General features: G+C 54.2%; 21 protein-coding genes. 18 read left to right on the top strand and 3 right to left on the bottom strand.

Annotated elements, in window-relative coordinates; genetic code table 11:
* Positions 1–103 precede the first annotated feature (103 nt).
* The 15 genes from ispU (at position 104) to tilS (ending at position 18,812) form a co-directional block, all read left to right on the top strand.
* The gene (gene ispU, locus H2Z33_RS03870) at positions 104–862 is read left to right on the top strand and encodes a (2E,6E)-farnesyl-diphosphate-specific ditrans,polycis-undecaprenyl-diphosphate synthase (RefSeq protein WP_003856176.1); all 759 of its coding nucleotides are present in this window, start codon (positions 104–106) and stop codon (positions 860–862) included.
* Positions 863–874: 12 nt separating this feature from the next.
* On the top strand, positions 875–1,732 hold the full coding sequence (gene cdsA, locus H2Z33_RS03865; RefSeq protein ID WP_003856175.1) for a phosphatidate cytidylyltransferase: 858 nt from the start codon (positions 875–877) through the stop codon (positions 1,730–1,732).
* A gap of 11 nt (positions 1,733–1,743) precedes the next feature.
* The gene (gene rseP / locus H2Z33_RS03860) at positions 1,744–3,096 is read left to right on the top strand and encodes a sigma E protease regulator RseP (protein WP_023303108.1); all 1,353 of its coding nucleotides are present in this window, start codon (positions 1,744–1,746) and stop codon (positions 3,094–3,096) included.
* Positions 3,097–3,127: 31 nt separating this feature from the next.
* Complete coding sequence (bamA, locus tag H2Z33_RS03855) at positions 3,128–5,545, top strand: outer membrane protein assembly factor BamA (RefSeq protein WP_003856172.1); 2,418 nt, start codon at positions 3,128–3,130, stop codon at positions 5,543–5,545.
* A gap of 123 nt (positions 5,546–5,668) precedes the next feature.
* Positions 5,669–6,163 (top strand): molecular chaperone Skp, encoded by a 495-nt coding sequence (gene skp, locus H2Z33_RS03850; protein ID WP_006810039.1) that lies wholly within the window; start codon positions 5,669–5,671, stop codon positions 6,161–6,163.
* A gap of 3 nt (positions 6,164–6,166) precedes the next feature.
* Positions 6,167–7,192, top strand: a complete 1,026-nt coding sequence (gene lpxD / locus H2Z33_RS03845) for a UDP-3-O-(3-hydroxymyristoyl)glucosamine N-acyltransferase (RefSeq protein WP_015572726.1) — start codon at positions 6,167–6,169, stop codon at positions 7,190–7,192.
* A 104-nt stretch (positions 7,193–7,296) separates the two neighbouring features.
* A complete protein-coding gene (gene fabZ / locus H2Z33_RS03840) occupies positions 7,297–7,752 on the top strand; it encodes a 3-hydroxyacyl-ACP dehydratase FabZ (RefSeq protein ID WP_003856165.1) in 456 nt (151 codons plus the stop codon).
* Positions 7,753–7,755: 3 nt separating this feature from the next.
* Complete coding sequence (lpxA, locus tag H2Z33_RS03835; protein WP_063135049.1) at positions 7,756–8,544, top strand: acyl-ACP--UDP-N-acetylglucosamine O-acyltransferase; 789 nt, start codon at positions 7,756–7,758, stop codon at positions 8,542–8,544.
* Positions 8,544–9,692 (top strand): lipid-A-disaccharide synthase, encoded by a 1,149-nt coding sequence (gene lpxB, locus H2Z33_RS03830; RefSeq protein WP_003856161.1) that lies wholly within the window; start codon positions 8,544–8,546, stop codon positions 9,690–9,692. The genes lpxA and lpxB overlap by 1 nt, the downstream gene beginning before the upstream one ends.
* Positions 9,689–10,285: a ribonuclease HII gene (gene rnhB, locus H2Z33_RS03825; RefSeq protein WP_015572727.1), complete on the top strand. Its 597-nt coding sequence runs from the start codon at positions 9,689–9,691 to the stop codon at positions 10,283–10,285. The genes lpxB and rnhB overlap by 4 nt, the downstream gene beginning before the upstream one ends.
* A gap of 38 nt (positions 10,286–10,323) precedes the next feature.
* The gene (gene dnaE / locus H2Z33_RS03820) at positions 10,324–13,806 is read left to right on the top strand and encodes a DNA polymerase III subunit alpha (protein ID WP_017694479.1); all 3,483 of its coding nucleotides are present in this window, start codon (positions 10,324–10,326) and stop codon (positions 13,804–13,806) included.
* Between the two features lie 12 nt (positions 13,807–13,818).
* On the top strand, positions 13,819–14,778 hold the full coding sequence (gene accA / locus H2Z33_RS03815; RefSeq protein WP_003856154.1) for an acetyl-CoA carboxylase carboxyl transferase subunit alpha: 960 nt from the start codon (positions 13,819–13,821) through the stop codon (positions 14,776–14,778).
* 100 nt (positions 14,779–14,878) lie between these two features.
* The gene (locus tag H2Z33_RS03810) at positions 14,879–17,011 is read left to right on the top strand and encodes a lysine decarboxylase LdcC (RefSeq protein ID WP_015572729.1); all 2,133 of its coding nucleotides are present in this window, start codon (positions 14,879–14,881) and stop codon (positions 17,009–17,011) included.
* Between the two features lie 66 nt (positions 17,012–17,077).
* A complete protein-coding gene (locus H2Z33_RS03805; RefSeq protein ID WP_003856151.1) occupies positions 17,078–17,467 on the top strand; it encodes a VOC family protein in 390 nt (129 codons plus the stop codon).
* Between the two features lie 58 nt (positions 17,468–17,525).
* A complete protein-coding gene (gene tilS, locus H2Z33_RS03800) occupies positions 17,526–18,812 on the top strand; it encodes a tRNA lysidine(34) synthetase TilS (RefSeq protein ID WP_047062365.1) in 1,287 nt (428 codons plus the stop codon).
* Between the two features lie 26 nt (positions 18,813–18,838).
* Here the strand turns inward: tilS and rof are convergent, their stop codons facing one another.
* Positions 18,839–19,099 (bottom strand): Rho-binding antiterminator, encoded by a 261-nt coding sequence (gene rof, locus H2Z33_RS03795; protein WP_003856148.1) that lies wholly within the window; start codon positions 19,097–19,099, stop codon positions 18,839–18,841.
* Complete coding sequence (locus tag H2Z33_RS03790; RefSeq protein ID WP_003856146.1) at positions 19,086–19,286, bottom strand: YaeP family protein; 201 nt, start codon at positions 19,284–19,286, stop codon at positions 19,086–19,088. The genes rof and H2Z33_RS03790 overlap by 14 nt, the downstream gene beginning before the upstream one ends.
* 195 nt (positions 19,287–19,481) lie before the next feature.
* Between H2Z33_RS03790 and H2Z33_RS03785 the strand changes: the two genes are divergently transcribed.
* From H2Z33_RS03785 to nlpE, 3 genes are read left to right on the top strand one after another with little or no spacing between them, the layout of a single operon-like run.
* Complete coding sequence (locus H2Z33_RS03785) at positions 19,482–20,027, top strand: YaeQ family protein (protein WP_048973684.1); 546 nt, start codon at positions 19,482–19,484, stop codon at positions 20,025–20,027.
* Positions 20,024–20,440 (top strand): alternative ribosome rescue aminoacyl-tRNA hydrolase ArfB, encoded by a 417-nt coding sequence (arfB, locus tag H2Z33_RS03780; RefSeq protein ID WP_006810027.1) that lies wholly within the window; start codon positions 20,024–20,026, stop codon positions 20,438–20,440. Before H2Z33_RS03785 ends, arfB begins: the two co-directional genes overlap by 4 nt.
* A 39-nt stretch (positions 20,441–20,479) precedes the next feature.
* Complete coding sequence (nlpE, locus tag H2Z33_RS03775) at positions 20,480–21,178, top strand: envelope stress response activation lipoprotein NlpE (protein WP_063135050.1); 699 nt, start codon at positions 20,480–20,482, stop codon at positions 21,176–21,178.
* 45 nt (positions 21,179–21,223) lie between these two features.
* Here nlpE and proS read toward each other — a convergent pair whose 3' ends face one another.
* Positions 21,224–22,942, bottom strand: a complete 1,719-nt coding sequence (gene proS / locus H2Z33_RS03770) for a proline--tRNA ligase (RefSeq protein WP_032647317.1) — start codon at positions 22,940–22,942, stop codon at positions 21,224–21,226.
* Positions 22,943–22,989 lie beyond the last annotated feature (47 nt).

Below are 22,989 nucleotides of genomic sequence, written 5' to 3'. Positions count from 1 at the left end.
GCTTTAAGTGGTCAGGTAAGCCGTGGTTTGACACGGCTTTTTTATGTATAGGCTTCAGTATTCCTGTGTACCGTTAAATCCTTTCAGGGACTAAAAACGCGTTATGTTGTCTGCGAATCAACCAATAAGCGAAAACTTGCCAGCACATGGCTGTCGCCATGTTGCAATCATCATGGATGGCAATGGCCGCTGGGCGAAAAGACAAGGGAAGATACGAGCCTTTGGGCATAAAGCTGGGGCGAAATCTGTTCGCCGCGCCGTCTCTTTTGCCGCCAATAACGGCATTGATGCGTTAACGCTCTATGCTTTTAGCAGTGAGAACTGGAATCGACCTGCGCAGGAAGTGACTGCGTTGATGGAACTGTTCGTGTGGGCGCTCGATAGTGAAGTAAAAAGCCTGCACCGCCACAACGTCCGCTTGCGTATTATTGGCGAAACCAGTCGTTTTAACTCACGTTTGCAGGAACGGATTCGCAAAGCAGAAGCGCTGACGGAAAATAATACCGGCCTGACGCTCAATATCGCGGCGAATTACGGCGGACGCTGGGATATTATCCAGGGGGTTCGGCATTTGGCTGAGCAGGTTCAGGAAGGGCTGTTAAGACCCGACCAGATTGATGAAGAGGCGCTGAGTCAGCAAATCTGCATGAATGAACTGGCACCCGTGGATTTGGTTATAAGGACAGGGGGGGAACATCGCATAAGTAACTTTTTGCTGTGGCAAATTGCCTACGCCGAACTTTACTTTACGGATGTTCTTTGGCCAGATTTTGATGAACAAGACTTTGAAGGTGCGCTGCATGCCTTTGCCAATCGAGAGCGTCGTTTCGGCGGCACCGAGCCTGGTGGCGATAACGCCTGATGGGGGTAGCTTTTGCTGAAGTATCGCCTGATTTCCGCTTTTGTATTAATACCCGTCGTCATCGCAGCGCTGTTTTTACTGCCTCCGGTGGGATTCGCTATTGTTACGCTGGTGGTGTGTATGCTCGCCGCGTGGGAATGGGGGCAGCTTAGCGGCTTTACCTCGCGCACTCAGCGGGTATGGCTGGCGGTACTCTGTGGTTTTTTACTGGCCCTGATGCTGTATACCTTGCCTGAATATCATCATGATGTTCACCAGCCGCTGGTTGCCGGATCCTTATGGATATCGCTGGCCTGGTGGATTGCTGCGCTTGTTTTAGTGCTTTTCTATCCGGGCTCTGCGGCGATCTGGCGTAACTCTAAAGTGTTGCGCCTTATTTTTGGTCTGCTCACGATTGTTCCGTTTTTCTGGGGGATGGTTGCGTTGCGCGCCTGGCACTATGACGAAAACCACTACAGCGGCGCGATATGGCTGCTTTATGTGATGATTCTCGTCTGGGGGGCTGACTCCGGGGCCTATATGTTTGGTAAACTGTTCGGCAAACATAAACTGGCGCCAAAGGTTTCTCCGGGCAAAACCTGGCAAGGCTTCATCGGCGGCCTGTTTACGGCAGCGATTATCTCCTGGGGCTATGGCGTCTGGGCGAATCTTGAGGTTGCCCCCTCGACGCTGCTGGTATGTTCGATTTTCGCGGCGCTGGCATCGGTGCTGGGTGATTTAACCGAGAGTATGTTTAAGCGTGAAGCAGGGATTAAGGACAGTGGTCACCTGATTCCAGGACATGGCGGAATACTGGATCGCATTGACAGCCTTACCGCGGCTGTTCCCGTATTTGCTTGCCTGCTTTTACTGGTGTTTGGGACGATATAACGGAAGGTTTTATGCTGAGCATTCTCTGGAATCTGGCGGCGTTCATTGTTGCACTGGGTGTACTGATTACCGTGCATGAATTTGGCCATTTCTGGGTTGCCCGGCGCTGTGGTGTGCGGGTGGAGCGATTCTCGATTGGCTTTGGCAAATCGCTCTGGAAGCGCACCGATAAGCATGGCACCGAGTTTGTCATTGCTCTGATTCCCCTGGGCGGCTATGTCAAAATGCTCGACGAACGCGTTGAGCCTGTCGCCCCGGAACTTCGCCATAGCGCGTTTAACAATAAAACTGTTGGACAACGTGCTGCCATCATCGCTGCCGGCCCGGTAGCCAATTTCATCTTCGCTATCTTCGCTTACTGGCTGGTGTTTATCATCGGCGTGCCTGGCGTGCGCCCGGTCGTGGGCGAAATCACTACGGGTTCTATTGCGGCAACGGCGCAAATTACACCGGGAATGGAACTTAAAGCGATTGATGGTATCGAAACCCCTGATTGGGATGCCGTGAGGTTACAACTGGTTGCCAAAATTGGTGATGAGCAGACAACCGTCAGCGTATCACCTTTTGGTTCCGACCAGCGGCAGGAAAAAGTGCTGGATTTACGCCACTGGCGCTTTGAGCCAGACAAAGAGGACCCTGTCGCCGCACTCGGGATTCGACCGCGCGGCGCGCAGATCGAGCCGGTATTAGCCGAAGTACAGGCCAAATCGGCAGCGAGTAAAGCAGGTTTACAAGCGGGTGACAGGATCGTTAAAGTCGATGGTCAGCCATTAACACAATGGATGACCTTTGTTACTCTGGTGCGCGATAATCCAGGCAAGCCGCTCGCGCTGGAAGTGGAAAGGCAGGGGAGTTCGCTCTCACTGACTCTCACCCCGGATACCAAATCGGGCGGCGGTAAGGCGGAAGGGTTTGCAGGCGTTGTGCCGAAAGTGATCCCACTGCCAGATGAGTACAAGACAATACGCCAGTATGGGCCGTTTAGCGCCATCGTTGAGGCCACGGATAAAACATGGCAGCTGATGAAGCTTACGGTCAACATGTTGGGGAAATTGATAACCGGTGATGTGAAACTGAACAACCTCAGTGGGCCAATTTCGATTGCTCAGGGGGCTGGGATGTCAGCGGAGTTCGGGGTGATTTACTATCTCATGTTCCTTGCGCTGATTAGCGTGAACCTGGGGATAATCAACCTGTTCCCGCTTCCCGTATTAGATGGGGGCCATCTGCTGTTTTTAGCGATTGAAAAGCTAAAAGGCGGACCGGTATCCGAGCGAGTTCAAGACTTTAGTTATCGCATTGGCTCGATTTTGCTGGTGCTGTTAATGGGGCTTGCACTTTTCAATGATTTCTCTCGGTTGTAAGAGAGTTAGTTAGGAAGAACGCATAATAACGATGGCGATGAAAAAGTTGCTCATAGCGTCGCTGCTGTTTAGCAGCGCGACCGTATACGGTGCTGACGGGTTCGTAGTGAAAGATATTCATTTCGAAGGCCTTCAGCGTGTCGCCGTTGGTGCGGCCCTCCTCAGTATGCCTGTGCGCCCCGGCGATACGGTTAATGATGAAGATATCAGTAACACCATCCGTGCTCTGTTTGCCACTGGCAACTTTGAGGACGTCCGCGTCCTGCGCGATGGTGATACGCTGGTGGTTCAGGTAAAAGAACGTCCAACGATTGCCAGCATCACTTTCTCCGGTAACAAATCGGTGAAAGACGACATGCTCAAGCAGAACCTTGAGGCATCGGGTGTTCGTGTGGGGGAATCTCTGGACCGCACAACCCTTGCAGACATTGAAAAAGGTCTGGAAGATTTCTACTACAGCGTCGGTAAATACAGTGCGAGCGTTAAAGCGGTTGTTACACCGCTGCCACGTAACCGTGTTGACCTGAAACTGGTCTTCCAGGAAGGTGTTTCTGCGAAGATCCAGCAGATCAACATCGTGGGTAACCACGCGTTCAGCACCGACGAACTGATCTCCAACTTCCAGCTGCGTGACGAAGTGCCGTGGTGGAACGTGGTAGGCGATCGTAAATACCAGAAACAGAAACTGGCGGGTGACCTTGAAACCCTGCGCAGCTACTATCTGGATCGCGGTTACGCCCGTTTCAACATCGATTCAACTCAGGTGAGTCTGACTCCGGACAAGAAAGGTATCTACATTACCGTTAACATCACAGAAGGCGATAAGTACACGCTTTCGGGTGTTGAAGTCAGCGGCAACCTGGCAGGACATTCAGCTGAAATTGAATCTCTGACCAAAATTCAGCCGGGCGATCTGTACAGCGGATCTAAAGTCACCAAAATGGAAGACAGCATTAAGAAGCTGCTCGGCCGTTATGGTTATGCGTATCCGCGTGTGCAAACGCAGCCGGAAATTAACGACACGGATAAAACCGTTAAGCTGCACGTTAACGTTGATGCGGGCAACCGCTTCTACGTGCGTAAGATCCGCTTCGAAGGTAACGATACCTCTAAAGACTCCGTTCTGCGCCGTGAAATGCGCCAGATGGAAGGGGCATGGCTGGGAAGCGATCTGGTAGACCAGGGTAAAGAGCGTCTGAACCGTCTGGGCTACTTCGAAACGGTCGATACCGATACTCAGCGTGTACCAGGTCGTCCGGATCAGGTTGATGTTGTTTATAAAGTTAAAGAACGTAATACCGGTAGCTTCAACTTCGGTATTGGTTACGGTACTGAAAGTGGCGTGAGCTTCCAGGTCGGTGTTCAGCAGGATAACTGGCTGGGTACGGGCTACTCTGTCGGTATCAACGGGACGAAAAACGACTACCAGACCTACTCTGAGTTCTCCGTTACCAACCCATACTTCACCGTTGACGGTGTAAGCCTGGGCGGTCGTATCTTCTATAACGACTTTAAAGCGGACGATGCGGACCTCTCCTCGTATACCAACAAGAGTTACGGTCTGGATGGTACGCTTGGCTTCCCGGTTAACGAATACAACACCTTGCGCGCAGGTTTAGGGTACGTGCATAACGACCTGTCCAACATGCAACCGCAGGTGGCGATGTGGCGTTACCTGGACTCCATCGGTCAGTCGGCGAGTACGTCCAGCGATGACAACGGTTTCGCCGCGGATGACTTCACCTTCAACTACGGTTGGACCTACAACCGTCTTGACCGTGGCTACTTCCCGACGGAAGGTTCACGCGTCAACCTGAACGGTAAAGTGACTATCCCGGGCTCGGATAACGAGTTCTACAAGGTCACGCTGGATACGGCGTCCTACTTCCCAATTGATGAAGATCACAAGTGGGTCGTTCTGGGTCGTACCCGTTGGGGTTATGGTGACGGTATTGGAAGCAAAGAACTGCCGTTCTATGAAAACTTCTACGCCGGTGGTTCAAGCACCGTGCGTGGCTTCCAGTCCAATAACATTGGTCCGAAAGCGGTTTATTACGGCGGTAATGACGAAGATAACTGCGCAAGCCGTGATCCTAAGCAAGTATGTAGCTCTGATGACGCAGTAGGTGGTAACGCTATGGCCGTGGCGAGCCTCGAGTTCATCACGCCTACGCCGTTTATCAGTGATAAGTATGCGAACTCCGTGCGTACCTCCTTCTTTATGGATGCAGGTACGGTGTGGGACACCAACTGGGAGAACACCGCCCAGATGCGTGCGGCGGGGGTTCCGGACTACAGCGATCCGAGCAACATTCGCATGTCCGCAGGTATCGCATTACAATGGATGTCACCGCTGGGGCCGTTGGTCTTCTCTTACGCCCAGCCGTTTAAGAAATACGATGGAGACAAAGCGGAGCAGTTCCAGTTTAACATTGGTAAAACCTGGTAATAATCCGCTGCAATGGAATGCGTTGGCAGTGTAGCGCTGACAACCGGCGATCGGTAACACGGTCGCCTTGCCACGCAAAGAACGGTACCCCTCGGGTGCCAATGGGATGGTAAGGAGTTAATTGTGAAAAAGTGGTTATTAGCTGCAGGTCTCGGTTTAGCGATGGCAACTTCTGCTCAGGCAGCGGATAAAATTGCAATCGTCAACATGGGTAATTTGTTCCAGCAGGTTGCACAGAAAACCGGTGTTTCTGCAACGCTGGAAAACGAATTCAAAGGCCGTGCGAGCGAACTGCAACGTATGGAAGGTGATCTTCAGTCCAAGATGCAGCGTCTTCAGCGTGATGGTTCTACCATGAAAGCGAGCGAGCGCAGCAAACTGGAAAAAGACGTCATGTCTCAGCGCCAGACCTTCTCTCAGAAAGCACAGGCTTTCGAGCAGGATCGTCAGCGTCGTTCTAACGAAGAGCGTGGCAAACTGGTGACGCGTATTCAGTCTGCCGTTAAAGCAGTAGCAGCCGATCAGAGCATCGATCTGGTTGTTGATGCGAACGCCGTTGCATTCAACAGCAGCGATGTTAAAGACATCACCGCTGATGTTCTGAAACAGGTTAAATAAGTAATGCCTTCAATTCGACTGGCTGATTTAGCTCAGCAGTTGGATGCAGAATTACACGGTGATGGCGATATCGTCATCACCGCTGTTGCGTCCATGCAATCTGCTAAAGCAGGCACTATTACCTTCATGGTAAGCCCTAAGTACCGTGAACACCTGGCCCAGTGCCAGGCGTCTGCCGTTGTGCTGACGCAGGACGATCTTCCGTTTGCCACTAGCGCTGCACTGGTAGTGAAAAATCCCTACCTGACCTATGCGCGCATGGCCCAAATTCTTGATACCACGCCGCAGCCGGCACAGAACATTGCAGCCAGTGCTGCGATTGATCCGACGGCTCAGCTGGGTAACAACGTATCAGTCGGCGCAAACGCCGTTATCGAATCCGGCGTTGTTTTGGGTGATAACGTGGTGATTGGCCCTGGCTGCTTTGTTGGAAAAAATACGAAAATTGGCGCAGGGTCTCGTCTATGGGCCAATGTCTCTGTCTACCATGAGGTTGAGATTGGCGAGAATTGTCTCGTTCAGTCCAGCACGGTGATTGGTTCTGACGGATTTGGTTACGCCAACGATCGGGGTAACTGGGTTAAGATCCCTCAGCTGGGTCGCGTGATTATCGGCGATCGTGTGGAGATCGGCGCTTGCACAACTATCGACCGCGGTGCGCTTGACGACACCATTATTGGTAACGGTGTTATCATAGACAACCAGTGCCAGATTGCACATAACGTTGTGATTGGCGACAATACCGCAGTTGCGGGTGGTGTTATCATGGCAGGCAGCCTGAAAATTGGCCGTTACTGCATGATTGGCGGTGCCAGCGTGATCAATGGCCATATGGAAATATGCGACAAAGTCACGGTGACGGGGATGGGTATGGTGATGCGTCCAATCACTGAGCCTGGCGTTTATTCCTCAGGTATTCCGCTGCAACCGAACAAGGTCTGGCGTAAAACAGCTGCACTGGTGATGAATATTGATGATATGAGCAAGCGACTCAAAGCGATTGAGCGCAAAATCGATCAACAAGACTAAGCGTTCATCCGTTTAACGCTAAATTTCCCGGCCTGTCGGCTTTGTTTATAAACCGGCAGGCCGTGTTATTATTGCTACTTAGTACATTTGACAGGAAGAGTATTTTGACTACTGACACTCATACTCTGCATATTGAAGAGATTTTAGAACTTCTGCCGCACCGCTATCCGTTTTTACTGGTAGACCGTGTGCTGGATTTTGAAGAAGGTCGTTTTCTGCGCGCAGTGAAAAATGTCTCCGTTAACGAGCCGTTCTTCCAGGGGCACTTCCCTGGTAAGCCTATCTTCCCGGGTGTATTGATCCTGGAAGCGATGGCACAGGCTACCGGTATTCTGGCGTTTAAAAGCGTAGGTAAACTGGAACCGGGTGAACTCTATTACTTCGCGGGTATCGATGAAGCGCGCTTCAAGCGTCCGGTCGTGCCTGGTGATCAAATGATCATGGAAGTCACTTTTGAAAAAACGCGTCGCGGCCTGACTCGCTTCAAAGGCGTAGCTATGGTTGACGGCAAAGTTGTTTGCGAAGCGACAATGATGTGTGCGCGTAGCCGGGAGGCCTGATACGTGATTGATAAATCCGCCTTTATTCATCCTACCGCCATTGTGGAAACGGGTGCCATCATTGGTGCCAACGTCTACATTGGCCCGTTTTGTATTGTTGGACCCCATGTCGAAATTGGTGAGGGTACAGTACTGAAATCTCACGTTGTCGTGAATGGTCATACCACCATTGGCTGCAACAATGAGATCTATCAGTTCGCCTCCATCGGCGAAGTTAACCAGGATCTCAAGTATGCTGGCGAACCGACCCGCGTGGAAATCGGCGATCGTAACCGCATTCGCGAAAGCGTCACCATTCATCGTGGTACAACGCAAGGCGGTGGATTGACGAAGGTGGGCAGCGACAACCTGTTTATGGTTAATGCGCATATTGCGCACGACTGTACCGTGGGTAGCCGCTGTATTCTCGCCAACAACGCAACGCTGGCGGGACACGTATCGGTTGATGATTTCGCCATTATTGGCGGCATGACCGCAGTCCATCAGTTCTGCATCATTGGTGCACACGTGATGGTCGGCGGATGCTCCGGTGTGGCGCAGGACGTCCCACCGTTTGTGATTGCGCAGGGCAACCATGCCACGCCGTTTGGCGTGAACATCGAAGGTCTCAAGCGTCGTGGTTTTAGTCGCGAAGCGATTACTGCCATCCGCAACGCGTACAAACTGCTGTACCGTAGCGGTAAAACGCTGGAAGAGGCTAAGCCGGAAATTGCCGAGCTGGCGAATAAGCACCCTGAAGTGAAAACGTTCATGGAATTCTTTGAACGTTCAACCCGTGGTCTGATTCGTTAATGGTCGACAGTCGTCCGCTTACCATCGCCCTGGTCGCCGGAGAAACCTCCGGCGATATTCTTGGTGCAGGTCTTATCCGCGCGCTTAAAGCCCGTGTACCCAATGCCCGCTTTGTGGGCGTGGCTGGGCCGCTGATGCAGGCCGAAGGCTGTGAAGCCTGGTATGAAATGGAAGAGCTGGCTGTGATGGGCATCGTCGAGGTGTTGGGGCGCTTGCGTCGCCTGCTGCATATTCGCGCCGACCTTACCCGCCGCTTTACCGACCTTAAGCCCGATGTATTTGTCGGCATTGATGCGCCTGATTTCAATATTACCCTTGAAGGGAACCTGAAAAAGCAGGGGATCAAAACTATCCATTACGTCAGTCCGTCCGTGTGGGCGTGGCGACAGAAACGCGTTTTCAAAATCGGACGATCCACTAATCTGGTGCTGGCTTTTCTGCCTTTCGAAAAAGCGTTTTACGACAGATTTAATGTCCCGTGCCGTTTTATCGGTCATACCATGGCGGATGCCATGCCGCTGGATCCGGATAAAAACGCGGCGCGTGACGAACTGGGCATCCCGCATGATGTGCACTGTCTGGCGCTGCTGCCAGGGAGCCGGGGTGCGGAAGTTGAAATGCTCAGTGCCGATTTCCTGAAAACGGCGCAAATTCTTCGCAAGACTTACCCCGATCTTGAAGTGGTCGTGCCGCTGGTGAATGCCAAACGCCGCGAGCAGTTTGAGCGTATCAAAGCTGACGTCGCCCCGGATCTTCACGTCCGCCTGCTGGACGGGAAAGGGCGGCAAGCCATGTTTGCGAGCGATGCCGCACTGCTGGCTTCCGGCACGGCTGCGCTGGAGTGTATGCTGGCAAAATGCCCAATGGTGGTCGGTTATCGCATGAAGCCGTTTACCTTCTGGCTGGCAAAACGTCTGGTAAAAACAGATTACGTATCCCTGCCAAACCTGCTTGCGGGTCGCGAACTGGTGAAAGAGCTCTTGCAGGATGAATGCCAGCCGCAGGCACTGGCTGATGCATTACTGCCGCTGCTGGCCAACGGTAAAACCAGCCACCAGATGCATGATACCTTCCGTGAACTGCATCAACTGATCCGCTGTAATGCTGATGAGCAGGCGGCCGATGCGGTGCTGGAGTTAGCACAATGATGGAATTTATTTATCCCCATACCCACCTCGTTGCAGGTGTGGATGAAGTCGGTCGTGGCCCGTTAGTGGGTGCCGTTGTGACCGCGGCGGTGATCCTCGATCCAGCCCGCCCGATCGTTGGCCTGAACGACTCGAAAAAACTGAGTGAAAAGCGTCGCCTGGCGCTGTTCGATGAAATTAAAGAAAAGGCACTGGCCTGGAGTCTCGGGCGCGCAGAGCCGGATGAGATCGACGATCTGAACATTCTGCACGCCACCATGCTGGCGATGCAGCGTGCCGTTGCTGGCCTGAAAATTGTGCCTGAGTATGTGCTGATCGACGGTAACCGTTGCCCGGCGCTGCCGATGCCTTCCATGGCTGTTGTTAAAGGCGATAGCCGCGTCGCAGAAATCAGCGCGGCGTCAATCATTGCCAAAGTGACGCGCGATGCCGAAATGGCCGCGCTGGACCTCACTTATCCCGCGTATGGTTTCGCCCAGCACAAGGGATATCCAACGGCTTTCCATCTGGAAAAGCTGGCTGAACATGGCGCAACTGAACATCATCGGCGCAGCTTTGGCCCGGTGAAACGCGCGCTGGGACTGGTGTCCTGAATCAAGACGCAAGCAATTAAGTAACGCGGGATCTGAAGATGGCTGAACCACGTTTCGTACACCTGCGGGTGCATAGCGACTACTCCATGATCGATGGGCTGGCAAAGACCGGGCCGCTGGTAAAAAAGGCGGCCTCGCTTGGCATGCCTGCGCTGGCGATCACCGATTTTACCAACCTGTGTGGCCTGGTGAAGTTCTACGGAACGGCGCATGGCGCAGGATTAAAGCCCATCGTCGGCGCGGATTTTCATGTGCAGAGCGACCTGCTCGGCGATGAGATGACGCAAATTTCCGTGTTAGCTATGAATAACACGGGTTATCAGAACCTCACTCTGCTGATCTCAAAAGCCTACCAACGCGGTTACGGCGCACTGGGTCCATGGATTGACCGCGACTGGCTGGCGGAGCTGAACGAAGGTTTGCTGCTGATCTCCGGTGGACGTATGGGAGATGTCGGCAAATGTCTGCTACGCGGTAATAACGCGCTGGTGGATCAGTGCGTCTCGTTCTACGAAGAGTATTTCCCGGATCGTTATTACCTGGAGCTGATCCGTACCGGGCGTGCGGATGAAGAGAGCTACCTGCATGCGGCCGTCGCCCTGGCGGAAGCGCGTGGCCTGCCTGTGGTGGCCACCAACGATGTGCGCTTCCTTGAGGCGGGTGATTTTGACGCGCATGAAATTCGCGTCGCCATCCACGACGGCTTCACCCTCGACGATCCAAAACGCCCGCGCAACTACTCATCGCAGCAGTACATGCGCAGCGAAGAGGAGATGTGTGAGCTCTTCTCGGACATCCCGGAAGCGCTGGAAAATAGCGTAGAGATTGCCAAGCGCTGTAACGTCACCGTGCGTCTCGGCGAATACTTCCTGCCGCAGTTCCCGACGGGCGACATGACCACCGAAGATTTCCTGGTCATGAAATCGAAAGAGGGTCTGGAAGAGCGTCTGGAATTCCTCTTCCCGGATGAAGCGGTCCGTAAAGAGAAACGTCCTGAATATGACGAGCGCCTGGATATTGAACTCCAGGTGATCAACCAGATGGGGTTCCCTGGCTACTTCCTGATCGTGATGGAGTTCATCCAGTGGTCGAAGGATAACGGCGTGCCGGTAGGTCCGGGCCGTGGTTCCGGTGCGGGATCGCTTGTGGCCTACGCGCTTAAAATTACCGATCTCGATCCGCTGGAATTTGACCTGCTGTTCGAACGTTTCCTCAACCCGGAACGTGTCTCCATGCCCGACTTTGACGTCGACTTCTGCATGGAAAAACGCGACCAGGTGATTGAGCACGTGGCCGATATGTACGGTCGTGATGCGGTTTCGCAGATCATTACCTTCGGTACGATGGCCGCGAAAGCGGTTATCCGCGACGTGGGCCGCGTTCTGGGCCACCCGTACGGTTTTGTCGATCGTATCTCTAAGCTTGTGCCGCCCGATCCGGGCATGACTCTGGCGAAAGCCTTTGAAGCTGAACCTCAGCTGCCGGAAATCTACGAAGCCGACGAAGAGGTCAAAGCGCTGATCGACATGGCGCGCAAGCTGGAAGGCGTCACGCGTAACGCCGGTAAGCATGCGGGGGGTGTGGTTATCGCCCCGACCAAAATCACCGACTTTGCGCCGCTGTACTGCGACGAAGCGGGTCAGCATCCGGTCACCCAGTTCGACAAGAACGACGTAGAATACGCCGGGCTGGTGAAGTTCGACTTCCTCGGCCTGCGTACGCTGACCATCATCAACTGGGCGCTGGAGATGATCAACGCCCGTCGCGAGAAGAACGGCGAGCCTCCGCTGGATATCGCGGCTATCCCGCTTGATGACAAGAAAAGTTTCGACATGCTGCAACGCTCGGAGACGACAGCCGTCTTCCAGCTTGAATCCCGCGGCATGAAAGATTTGATTAAGCGTCTGCAACCAGACTGCTTCGAAGATATGATCGCGCTGGTGGCCCTGTTCCGTCCGGGGCCGTTGCAGTCGGGGATGGTAGATAACTTTATCGACCGTAAACACGGGCGCGAAGAGATTTCCTACCCGGACGTGCAGTGGCAGCATGAAAGCCTGAAACCGGTACTGGAGCCAACCTATGGCATCATCCTGTATCAGGAACAGGTCATGCAGATCGCCCAGGTGCTTTCTGGTTATACCCTTGGCGGCGCAGACATGCTGCGTCGTGCGATGGGTAAGAAAAAGCCGGAAGAGATGGCCAAGCAACGTTCCATCTTTGAGGATGGGGCGAAGAAAAACGGCGTCGATGGCGAACTGGCGATGAAAATCTTCGACCTGGTGGAGAAATTCGCCGGGTACGGATTTAACAAATCCCACTCCGCCGCCTATGCTTTGGTTTCGTATCAAACGCTGTGGCTGAAGGCTCACTATCCCGCTGAGTTTATGGCGGCGGTAATGACCGCCGATATGGACAACACCGAGAAGGTGGTTGGCCTGGTGGACGAGTGCTGGCGCATGGGGCTGAAGATCCTGCCGCCGGATATTAACTCTGGCCTGTACCATTTCCACGTTAACGATGACGGGGAAATCGTCTATGGGATCGGCGCTATCAAGGGCGTAGGTGAGGGGCCGATCGAGGCGATCATCGAAGCGCGTAACAACGGCGGCTATTTCCGCGAGCTGTTCGATCTGTGCGCCCGCACCGATACCAAAAAACTTAACCGCCGGGTGCTGGAAAAACTGATCATGTCCGGCGCGTTTGATCGGCTGGGGCCACACCGCGCCGCGCTGATGAACTCGCTCGGCGATGCGCTGAAAGCAGCCGATCAGCACGCGAAAGCGGAAGCCATTGGCCAGGCGGATATGTTCGGCGTGCTGGCGGAAGAGCCAGAGCAGATTGAGCAGTCTTATTCCAACTGCCAGCCCTGGCCAGAACAGGTGGTGCTGGATGGGGAGCGTGAGACGTTAGGCCTGTACCTGACGGGGCACCCGATCAACCAGTATCTGAAAGAAATTGAGCGCTATGTCGGCGGCCACAGGCTTAAAGACATGCATCCGACAGAACGTGGTAAAATCACCACGGCTGCGGGGCTCGTGATTGCTGCAAGGGTAATGGTCACCAAGCGCGGCAATCGTATCGGCATCTGTACCCTGGATGACCGTTCCGGGCGTCTGGAGGTGATGTTGTTCACCGACGCGCTGGATAAATACCAGCAATTGCTGGAAAAAGACCGCATACTTATCGTCAGCGGACAGGTCAGCTTTGATGACTTCAGCGGGGGGCTTAAAATGACCGCCCGCGAAGTGATGGACATTGACGAAGCCCGGGAAAAATATGCTCGCGGGCTTGCTATCTCGCTGACGGACAGGCAAATTGATGACCAGCTTTTAAACCGACTCCGTCAGTCTCTGGAACCCCACCGCTCGGGGACCATTCCAGTACATCTCTACTATCAGAGGGCGGATGCACGTGCGCGGTTGCGCTTTGGTGCAACGTGGCGTGTCTCTCCGAGCGATCGTTTACTGAACGATCTCCGTGGCCTCATTGGTTCGGAGCAGGTGGAACTGGAGTTTGACTAATACAGGAATACTATGAGTCTGAATTTCCTTGATTTCGAACAGCCGATTGCAGAGCTGGAAGCGAAAATCGATTCTCTGACAGCCGTGAGCCGTCAGGATGAAAAACTGGATATTAACATCGACGAAGAAGTGCATCGTCTGCGCGAAAAAAGCGTAGAACTGACGCGCAAAATCTTTGCCGATCTCGGCGCATGGCAGATCGCCCAGCTGGCGCGTCATCCACAGCGTCCGTACACCCTGGATTATGTCCGCCTGGCGTTTGACGAATTTGACGAACTGGCAGGCGACCGCGCATACGCTGACGATAAAGCTATCGTCGGCGGTATCGCGCGTCTGGATGGACGTCCGGTGATGATTATTGGTCATCAGAAAGGCCGTGAAACCAAAGAGAAAATCCGTCGTAACTTCGGTATGCCAGCGCCAGAAGGCTACCGTAAGGCCCTGCGTCTGATGGAGATGGCTGAGCGTTTCAATATGCCTATCATCACTTTCATCGACACGCCGGGGGCTTACCCGGGTGTTGGCGCTGAAGAGCGCGGTCAGTCTGAAGCCATCGCACGCAACCTGCGTGAGATGTCTCGCCTGAAAGTGCCGGTCATCTGTACCGTTATCGGTGAAGGTGGGTCCGGCGGTGCGCTGGCAATTGGCGTGGGCGATAAAGTGAATATGCTACAGTACAGTACCTATTCCGTTATCTCTCCGGAAGGCTGTGCCTCCATTCTGTGGAAAAGTGCCGATAAAGCGCCGCTGGCTGCTGAAGCGATGGGCATCATTGCCCCACGTCTGAAAGAGCTGAAGCTGATCGACACCGTTATCCCTGAACCGCTGGGCGGCGCGCATCGTAAGCCGGAAGTGATGGCTGCTTCCCTTAAAGCGCAACTGCTGGCAGATCTGGCGGACCTGGACGTGCTGAGCACAGAAGATCTGCTCAACCGTCGTTATCAGCGTCTGATGACCTACGGTTACGCGTAAGCCTCACAATTATCCTAAAAGCCGCACATTGTTGCGGCTTTTTTTATATCTGCCGTTTACCTTAACTATGCTTATCTGATGTTTTTCAAGGAGGTAAACCATGAACATCATTGCCATCATGGGGCCACACGGCGTCTTTTATAAAGACGAACCCATCAAGGAGCTGGAGCAAGCCCTTAAAGCACGTGGATACCAGCTGATCTGGCCGCAAAACAGCGCCGACCTGCTGAAATTTATCGAACACAATCCGCGCATCTGTGGCGTGATATTCGACTGGGACGAATACGACATGGAGTTGTGCAGCGATATCAATAAGCTCAACGAATATCTTCCGCTGTATGCGTTTATCAACACTCACTCGACCATGGACGTGAGCGCGCATGATATGCGTATGGCGCTGTGGTTCTTCGAATACTCACTCGGCGTTGCCGAGGACATTGCGACCCGCATTCAGCAGTACACCGGTGAATACCTCGATAACATCACACCGCCGTTCACACGCGCGCTGTTCACCTATGTGAATGAAGGGAAGTACACCTTCTGTACGCCAGGCCACATGGCGGGAACAGCCTATCAAAAAAGCCCGGTGGGATGTCTGTTCTACGATTTCTTTGGCGGTAACACGCTGAAGGCGGATGTGTCGATTTCGGTCACCGAGTTAGGCTCTCTGCTGGATCATACCGGCCCGCATCTGGAAGCCGAAGAGTACATCGCCCGGACCTTTGGCGCCGAGCAAAGCTACATGGTGACCAACGGTACCTCAACCTCGAACAAAATCGTCGGGATGTACGCCGCGCCTGCCGGCAGTACGCTGCTGATTGACCGCAACTGCCATAAATCACTGGCGCATTTGCTGATGATGAGCGACGTGGTGCCGCTCTGGCTGTCGCCTACGCGTAATGCGCTGGGTATTCTCGGCGGCATTCCTCGCCGTGAATTCGCGCATGAAGCCATTGAAAATAAGATCGCGGCGATCCCCGAGGCAAGCTGGCCTGTGCACGCGGTGATCACCAACTCCACCTATGACGGGCTGCTTTACAACACGAACTGGATCAAGCAAACGCTCGACGTGCCGTCGATCCACTTTGACTCCGCGTGGGTGCCTTACACCAATTTCCACCCGATTTACTCGGGTAAAAGTGGGATGAGCGGCGAGCGGGTGCCGGGCAAGGTGTTCTTCGAAACGCAGTCGACGCACAAAATGCTGGCCGCGTTTTCCCAGGCGTCTCTCATTCACATCAAGGGCGAGTACGACGAGGACACCTTCAACGAAGCCTTTATGATGCACACGACCACGTCGCCGAGCTACCCGCTGGTGGCGTCCATCGAAACGGCGGCGGCGATGCTGCGCGGTAATCCGGGTAAACGCCTGATCAATCGTTCGGTGGAACGGGCGCTGCATTTCCGAAAAGAGGTTCAGCGGCTTAAAGATGAAGCGGACGGCTGGTTCTTTGATATCTGGCAGCCGGAAGAGATTGATGAGGCAGAATGCTGGCCAGTCGCGCCGGGGGAGAGCTGGCACGGTTTTCGGGATGCCGATGCGGACCATATGTTCCTCGATCCGGTTAAGGTGACGATCCTGACGCCGGGCATGGATGAGCAGGGCGTGATGGGTGAGGAAGGGATCCCGGCTGCGCTGGTGGCGAAGTTCCTTGATGAGCGCGGCGTGGTGGTGGAGAAAACCGGCCCCTATAATTTGCTGTTCCTGTTCAGCATCGGGATCGATAAAACCCGCGCGATGGGGCTGTTGCGCGGACTGATGGAGTTTAAGCGTGCATATGATCTGAACCTGCGGGTAAAGAATATGCTGCCGGATCTCTACGCGGAAGATCCTGACTTCTATCGCAATATGCGTATTCAGGATCTGGCCCAGGGGATCCACAGGCTGATCCGCCAGCACGATCTGCCGCGCCTGATGTTGCAGGCATTTGATGTTCTGCCTGAAATGAAGCTGACGCCGCACAGGGCGTGGCAGCGCCAGGTGAAAGGGGAGGTTGAAACCGTTGAGCTGGAGAACCTGGTCGGGCGGGTATCGGCCAACATGATCCTGCCTTATCCGCCGGGCGTGCCGCTGCTGATGCCGGGTGAAATGATCACCGAGGAGAGCCGGGCGGTGCTCGATTTCCTGCTGATGCTCTGTTCGGTAGGGCGCCACTATCCGGGCTTTGAAACGGATATTCATGGCGCGAAACGCGATGATAACGGCGTGTACTGGGTGAGAGTCCTAAAATAAAAGGGTCTGCTTGCCAGGGGCGGGTTGTCGGTTGTAACGTTCAGAGCATCATAAAAAGGAGAAACTATGCTGGGTTTAAAAGCGGTTCATCATATTGCGATCATTGCCACCGATTACGCGAAAAGTAAGGCATTCTACTGCGACGTTCTCGGCTTTACGCTGTTGAGCGAGGCTTACCGTGAGGAGCGCGACTCCTGGAAAGGCGATCTGGCGTTAAACGGACAATATGTGATTGAACTGTTCTCTTTTCCTTTCCCGCCAGCGCGTCCTTCACGCCCGGAAGCCTGCGGCCTGCGCCACCTGGCCTTCAGCGTCGATGACCTGGACAGCGCGGTAAAACATCTGGAAGCCCACGGCGTGGCCTGCGAAGCGATTCGTGTCGATCCCTTTACCGATAAACGTTTCACTTTTTTCAACGATCCGGACGGCCTGCCGCTGGAGCTTTACCAGCAGTAATCGCCGTCATGTGTGATAATGCCCGTTCAGTTCGGGCATTTTTTATGTGTAATTTCCTATGACCTTACCTGCTATCGCGCACGCCGTTTCACCCTATCGCCAGCTGCTGGTGGGGTTCAGCGGTGGCCTGGATTCCACCGTTTTGCTGCACCGCCTTAAGCTCTGGCGCGACCGTGAGCCTGACGTCCAGCTGCGGGCGATGCATATCCATCACGGCTTAAGCCCCCATGCCGACGACTGGGTAGCGCACTGCGAAGCGGTGTGTTCAGGGTGGGCAATCCCGCTGATCGTTGAACGCGTCACGCTTGAGGATGAGGGGCTGGGTATTGAGGCGCAGGCGCGGAAAGCCCGCTACGCCGCGTTTTCCGGCGCATTACAGCCTGGAGAAGCGTTGGTCACCGCGCAGCATCTGGACGACCAGTGCGAGACGTTTTTACTGGCGCTCAAGCGGGGCAGCGGGCCTGCGGGATTATCTGCCATGCCTGAGCGCGCAGATTTTGCTGAAACAGAGCTCATCCGCCCGCTGCTGGGTGAGACGCGCGCATCACTGGAAGCCTGGGCGCAGCAGCATCATCTGTGCTGGATTGAAGACGAGAGCAATCAGGACGACAGTTACGACCGTAACTTCCTGCGCCTGCGCGTCTTACCGCTGCTGAGTGAGCGCTGGGCGCATTTTTCCGAAGCGGCGGCCAGAAGCGCCATGCTGTGTGCTGAACAGGAAAGCTTGCTGGATGAGTTGCTGAGCGAGGAGCTGGATACGCTGACTACCGCTGACGGTGCCCTGAACATTGCGCCGTTGAAGGTGATGAGCCCCGTGCGTCGGGCTGCTCTGATTCGTCGCTGGCTGGCTTACCACCATGCGGTTATGCCGTCCCGGGCGATGCTCAACCGTATCTGGGAGGAAGTTGCACAGGCGAGGGAAGATGCCGCCCCGTGTATACACCTGAATGGTTATGACGTCAGGCGCTATAAAGGGCAACTCTGGTGGGTAAAATCTGTGCCGTCGCTGGCTGACGTTGTGCTCGACTGGCCGTCGCCGGAAAAAGCATTAACGCTACCGATGAATGCCGGTGTCGTTGCGTTAAGCCATTCGGGCAATGTGCGTCTACCTGAGCCGGACGAGAACGTCACTATACGCTTCAGGGCCAGCGGCATGCTGCATATCGTCGGGCGTAACGGCGGGCGTAAGCTGAAGAAAATCTGGCAGGAACAGAACGTTCCGCCCTGGCGACGTGATACCACGCCGCTTCTGTTTTACGGCGACACGCTCATCGCGGCGGCAGAGGTGTTCATCACTGAAGAGGGGTGGGCTGAAGCGGGTGTTAATTTTGAATGGAAAGCGTAACGGGCAGCCTGGCTGCCCGTTGGTTATCAGGATTCGCTCACCACAACGGTGCCGATTTCCGGATGGCTGAAACTGGCAATTTTGTCGAGGCGTAGCTCACGCGTTGCACCTGCATCTTCCACAACCAGGTATTCCACATTTTTACGGGAAACCAGATCGCTGGCCTTTGCCTTTAGCACTTCGCCATCTTTTAGCTCCAGCGTCAGTATTAAATGATGCTGGCAGGCGAGTTCGAGGTTGTCATAGTCATCACAATTGATGGGTTGATAGGTATCATTCATCGACATAATCGCTCACCAGTAAATTCGCCGCAGCATACGCTGCTTTTTCCCTGACCGATTCAGAAAGGCTCTCATCAGAGGCCACTTCATTTAGCACGTTCAATACACAGCCCAACGCATCCGGAATGTACCCCAGATCTCCGCTGGCGATCTCCGCATACCGTCTGCGAATCAACTCACAATAATTATTCACATCACCTCCTGCCAGCGTACTGACTTACTGTGAGATATCATTAAGCCTACGAAGTTAAACTCGGTTTAGCAAGGTGACTATACCATACTCATTTAAGCAATATCAGCGCCTTGATAAGAGGGCGCCACCACCTCGTAACAGCCTTTTGCCGCGGTTTTCGCTACAATGTATGCCTGATTCGAAAGGAGTTCTCTCATGGCGCTGAAAGCGACAATTTATAAAGCTGTGGTCAATGTGGCGGATCTTGACCGTAACCAGTTTCTGGATGCGTCATTGACGCTGGCGCGTCACCCTTCTGAAACCCAGGAGCGCATGATGCTGCGCCTGCTGGCGTGGATTAAGTATGCCGACGAGCGTCTGCAATTTACCCGTGGTTTAAGCGCGGAAGATGAACCGGAAGCCTGGCTGCGCAACGATCATCTGGGTATCGATTTATGGATTGAGCTTGGCCTGCCGGATGAACGCCGGATCAAAAAGGCCTGTACCCAGTCTGCTGAAGTGGCGTTGTTTGCCTACAACCAGAGAGCGGCGGAGATCTGGTGGCAACAAAATAAAAATAAATGTGCGCAGTTCAAAAATCTTACCGTCTGGTATCTGGATGATGAACAGCTGGCGCAGCTGAGTGCGTTCGCCAGCCGGACGATGGCGCTACAGGCGACGATTCAGGACGGCGCCATCTGGCTTTCCGGTTCTCAGAATAATCTGGAAATTCATCTCACGGCCTGGCAGCCCGCATCATGATTGTATTGTCCCGAAACGTCAGCATCCCTGATAACGAGCTGGAGATCACCGCCATCCGGGCCCAGGGAGCAGGGGGACAGCACGTTAACAAGGCCTCAACGGCTATCCATTTGCGCTTTGACATTCGGGCCTCCAGCCTGCCAGAGTATTATAAAGAAAGCCTGCTTGCCGCCAGCCATCACCTGATCACCAGCGAGGGTGTGATGGTGATTAAAGCGCAGGAGTATCGCAGCCAGGAGCTTAACCGGGAAGCGGCAATAGCCCGGCTGGTCGCGGTCATCAAAGAGCTGACGGCTGTACAAAAAAGTCGCCGGGCAACACGTCCAACGCGGGCATCGAAAGAACGTCGGTTGTCATCGAAGGCGCAGAAATCCACCGTAAAATCACTGCGTGGCAAAGTCCGTCACCCATAATGTGACGAAAGGGATACCCTTTTTCATAAGGAAAGTATTGTGAAAAAAGCATTATTATCAGCGCTGGCCGTGACAAGCCTGTTCGCGCTTTTTGGCTGTAATAACCGTTCAGAAACGCAGGTACTACAGCCAACGCAAAATGAAGAATTAAAGCCGATGCAGCAAAGCTGGCGCGGCGTATTACCGTGTGCAGATTGCGAGGGCATCGAAACCTCTCTGTTCCTGCAAAAAGATGGCACCTGGGTCATGAACCAGCGTTACCAGGGGGCGAAAGAACCGTCTTCTTTTGCATCTTACGGAACATGGGCGCGTACGGCTGAGAAGCTGGTATTGACGGATACCACGGGCGATAAAACCTTCTTCCGCGCCAAAGGCGAGGGGATGGAGATGCTCGATCGCGAAGGCAATCCGATTGAATCCCAGTTCAACTACACGTTGGCCCCGGTGAAAGCGACCCTGCCAGCCACCCCAATGGCGATGCGAGGGATGTATTTCTACATGGCGGATGCGGCGATCTTCACTGACTGTGCAACCGGGAAGAAAGTCAGCGTGGCGAACAATGCCCAGCTGGAGCGAGACTATGCCGTCGCGCGCGGCAACGACAGTAAGCCAGTGTTGCTGACGGTTGAAGGGCATTTTACGCTGGAGCCAAACCCGGATAGCGGCGAGCTGGTGAAAACGCTGGTGGCAGATAAAGATGCGAAGTTTGCTGCGGGGAAAGACTGCGGAAGCAAATAAGATATAGCCATTAAAAAACCCCGCACTGGCGGGGTTTTTTGTTTCTTAACCTTTGATGGCTTTCACCAGGTAATCAAGAATATCTCCCGTCTTGATCATCTGTTTTTCGCCGTTGCGACGGTATTTGTATTCAATCTCGTCGCTGTCGAGGTTACGGTCGCCAATGACGATGGTGTGTGGAATACCGATCAGTTCCATGTCAGCAAACATCACGCCAGGACGCTCTTTACGGTCATCCATCAGCACGTCGATACCTTTCGCGCTCAGCTCAGCGTAGAGTTTCTCAGCCAGCTCCTGCACGCGGTAAGACTTGTGCATGTTCATTGGCAGGATCGCCACCTGGAACGGCGCGATGTTATCCGGCCAGACGATTCCGCGTTCGTCATAGTTCTGCTCGATAGCGGCAGCAACAACGCGCGTTACGCCAATGCCGTAGCAGCCCATGGTCAGAACCTGGTTACGGCCATCTTCGCCCTGAACGGCAGCGTTCATTGCGCGCGAGTACTTATCGCCCAGCTGGAAGATGTGGCCTACTTCGATACCGCGTTTGATCATCAGGGTACCCTTGCCGTCCGGGCTTGGATCGCCTGCGACCACGTTACGGATGTCAGCCACTTCCGGCGTCGCCACGTCACGATCCCAGTTGATGCCGAAGTAGTGTTTACCGTCGATGTTTGCGCCCGCAGCGAAGTCGCTCATCGCCGCAACGGTGCGGTCAATGATCACCGGAACAGGCATGTTCACCGGACCCAGAGAACCAGGACCTGCATTCACCACGGCGCGGATCTCCGCTTCCGTTGCGAAGGTCAGCGGGCTGGCAACCTGCGGCAGCTTCTCGGCTTTCACTTCGTTCAGCTCGTGATCGCCTCGTACCAGCAGGGCAACCAGTGGATAAGCGCTACCTTCAGCCGATTTCACCAGCAGGGTTTTCACGGTTTTTTCGATCGGCAGAGTAAACTGCTCAACCAGCTCGGCGATAGTTTTCGCGTTTGGCGTATCAACCAGCGTCATCTCTTGCGTTGCCGCGCCGCGTGGTTCTTTCGGTGCCAGCGCTTCTGCAAATTCGATGTTCGCGGCGTAATCAGAGGAGTCAGAGAAGATCACATCGTCTTCGCCGCTCTGCGCCAGAACCTGGAATTCATGGGAGGCGCTACCGCCGATTGAACCGGTATCAGCCTGTACAGCACGGAAATCCAGCCCCATGCGGGAGAAGATTTTACTGTAGGCCGCGTACATTTTGTCGTAGGTCTCTTGCAGCGATTCCTGAGAAGTATGGAAAGAGTAAGCATCTTTCATCAGGAACTCGCGAGAACGCATGACGCCAAAGCGTGGACGCACTTCGTCACGGAACTTAGTCTGGATCTGGAAGAAGTTCAGCGGCAGCTGTTTGTAAGAGCTCAGCTCGTTACGGATCAGATCGGTGATCACTTCTTCATGCGTTGGACCGAGAACGAATGGACGATCGCCACGATCGGCAATACGCAGCAGTTCAGGACCGTACTGCTCCCAGCGACCGCTCTCCTGCCACAGTTCAGAGGGCTGAACGACCGGCATTAACACCTCGATAGCACCGGCGTTGTTCATCTCTTCACGCACGATGTTTTCGACTTTTTTCAGGACGCGCACGCCGGTCGGCAGCCAGGTGTATAACCCGGAGGCCAGCTTGCGGATCATCCCGGCGCGCAGCATCAGCTGGTGGCTGATCACCTCGGCGTCGGCAGGTGTCTCCTTCAGAGTGGAGAGCAGATATTGGCTAGTACGCATGTTGTTACGGTTCCATTTCGACGATTGGAACAGGCTGAAACACCAGC

The sequence above is a fragment of the Enterobacter sp. YSU genome, assembly GCF_016082135.1.
Classification (GTDB): domain Bacteria; phylum Pseudomonadota; class Gammaproteobacteria; order Enterobacterales; family Enterobacteriaceae; genus Enterobacter; species Enterobacter hormaechei_C.
The sequence above is the reverse complement of the archived record's forward strand: the minus strand, read 5'-3'. Positions and strand labels throughout refer to the sequence as shown.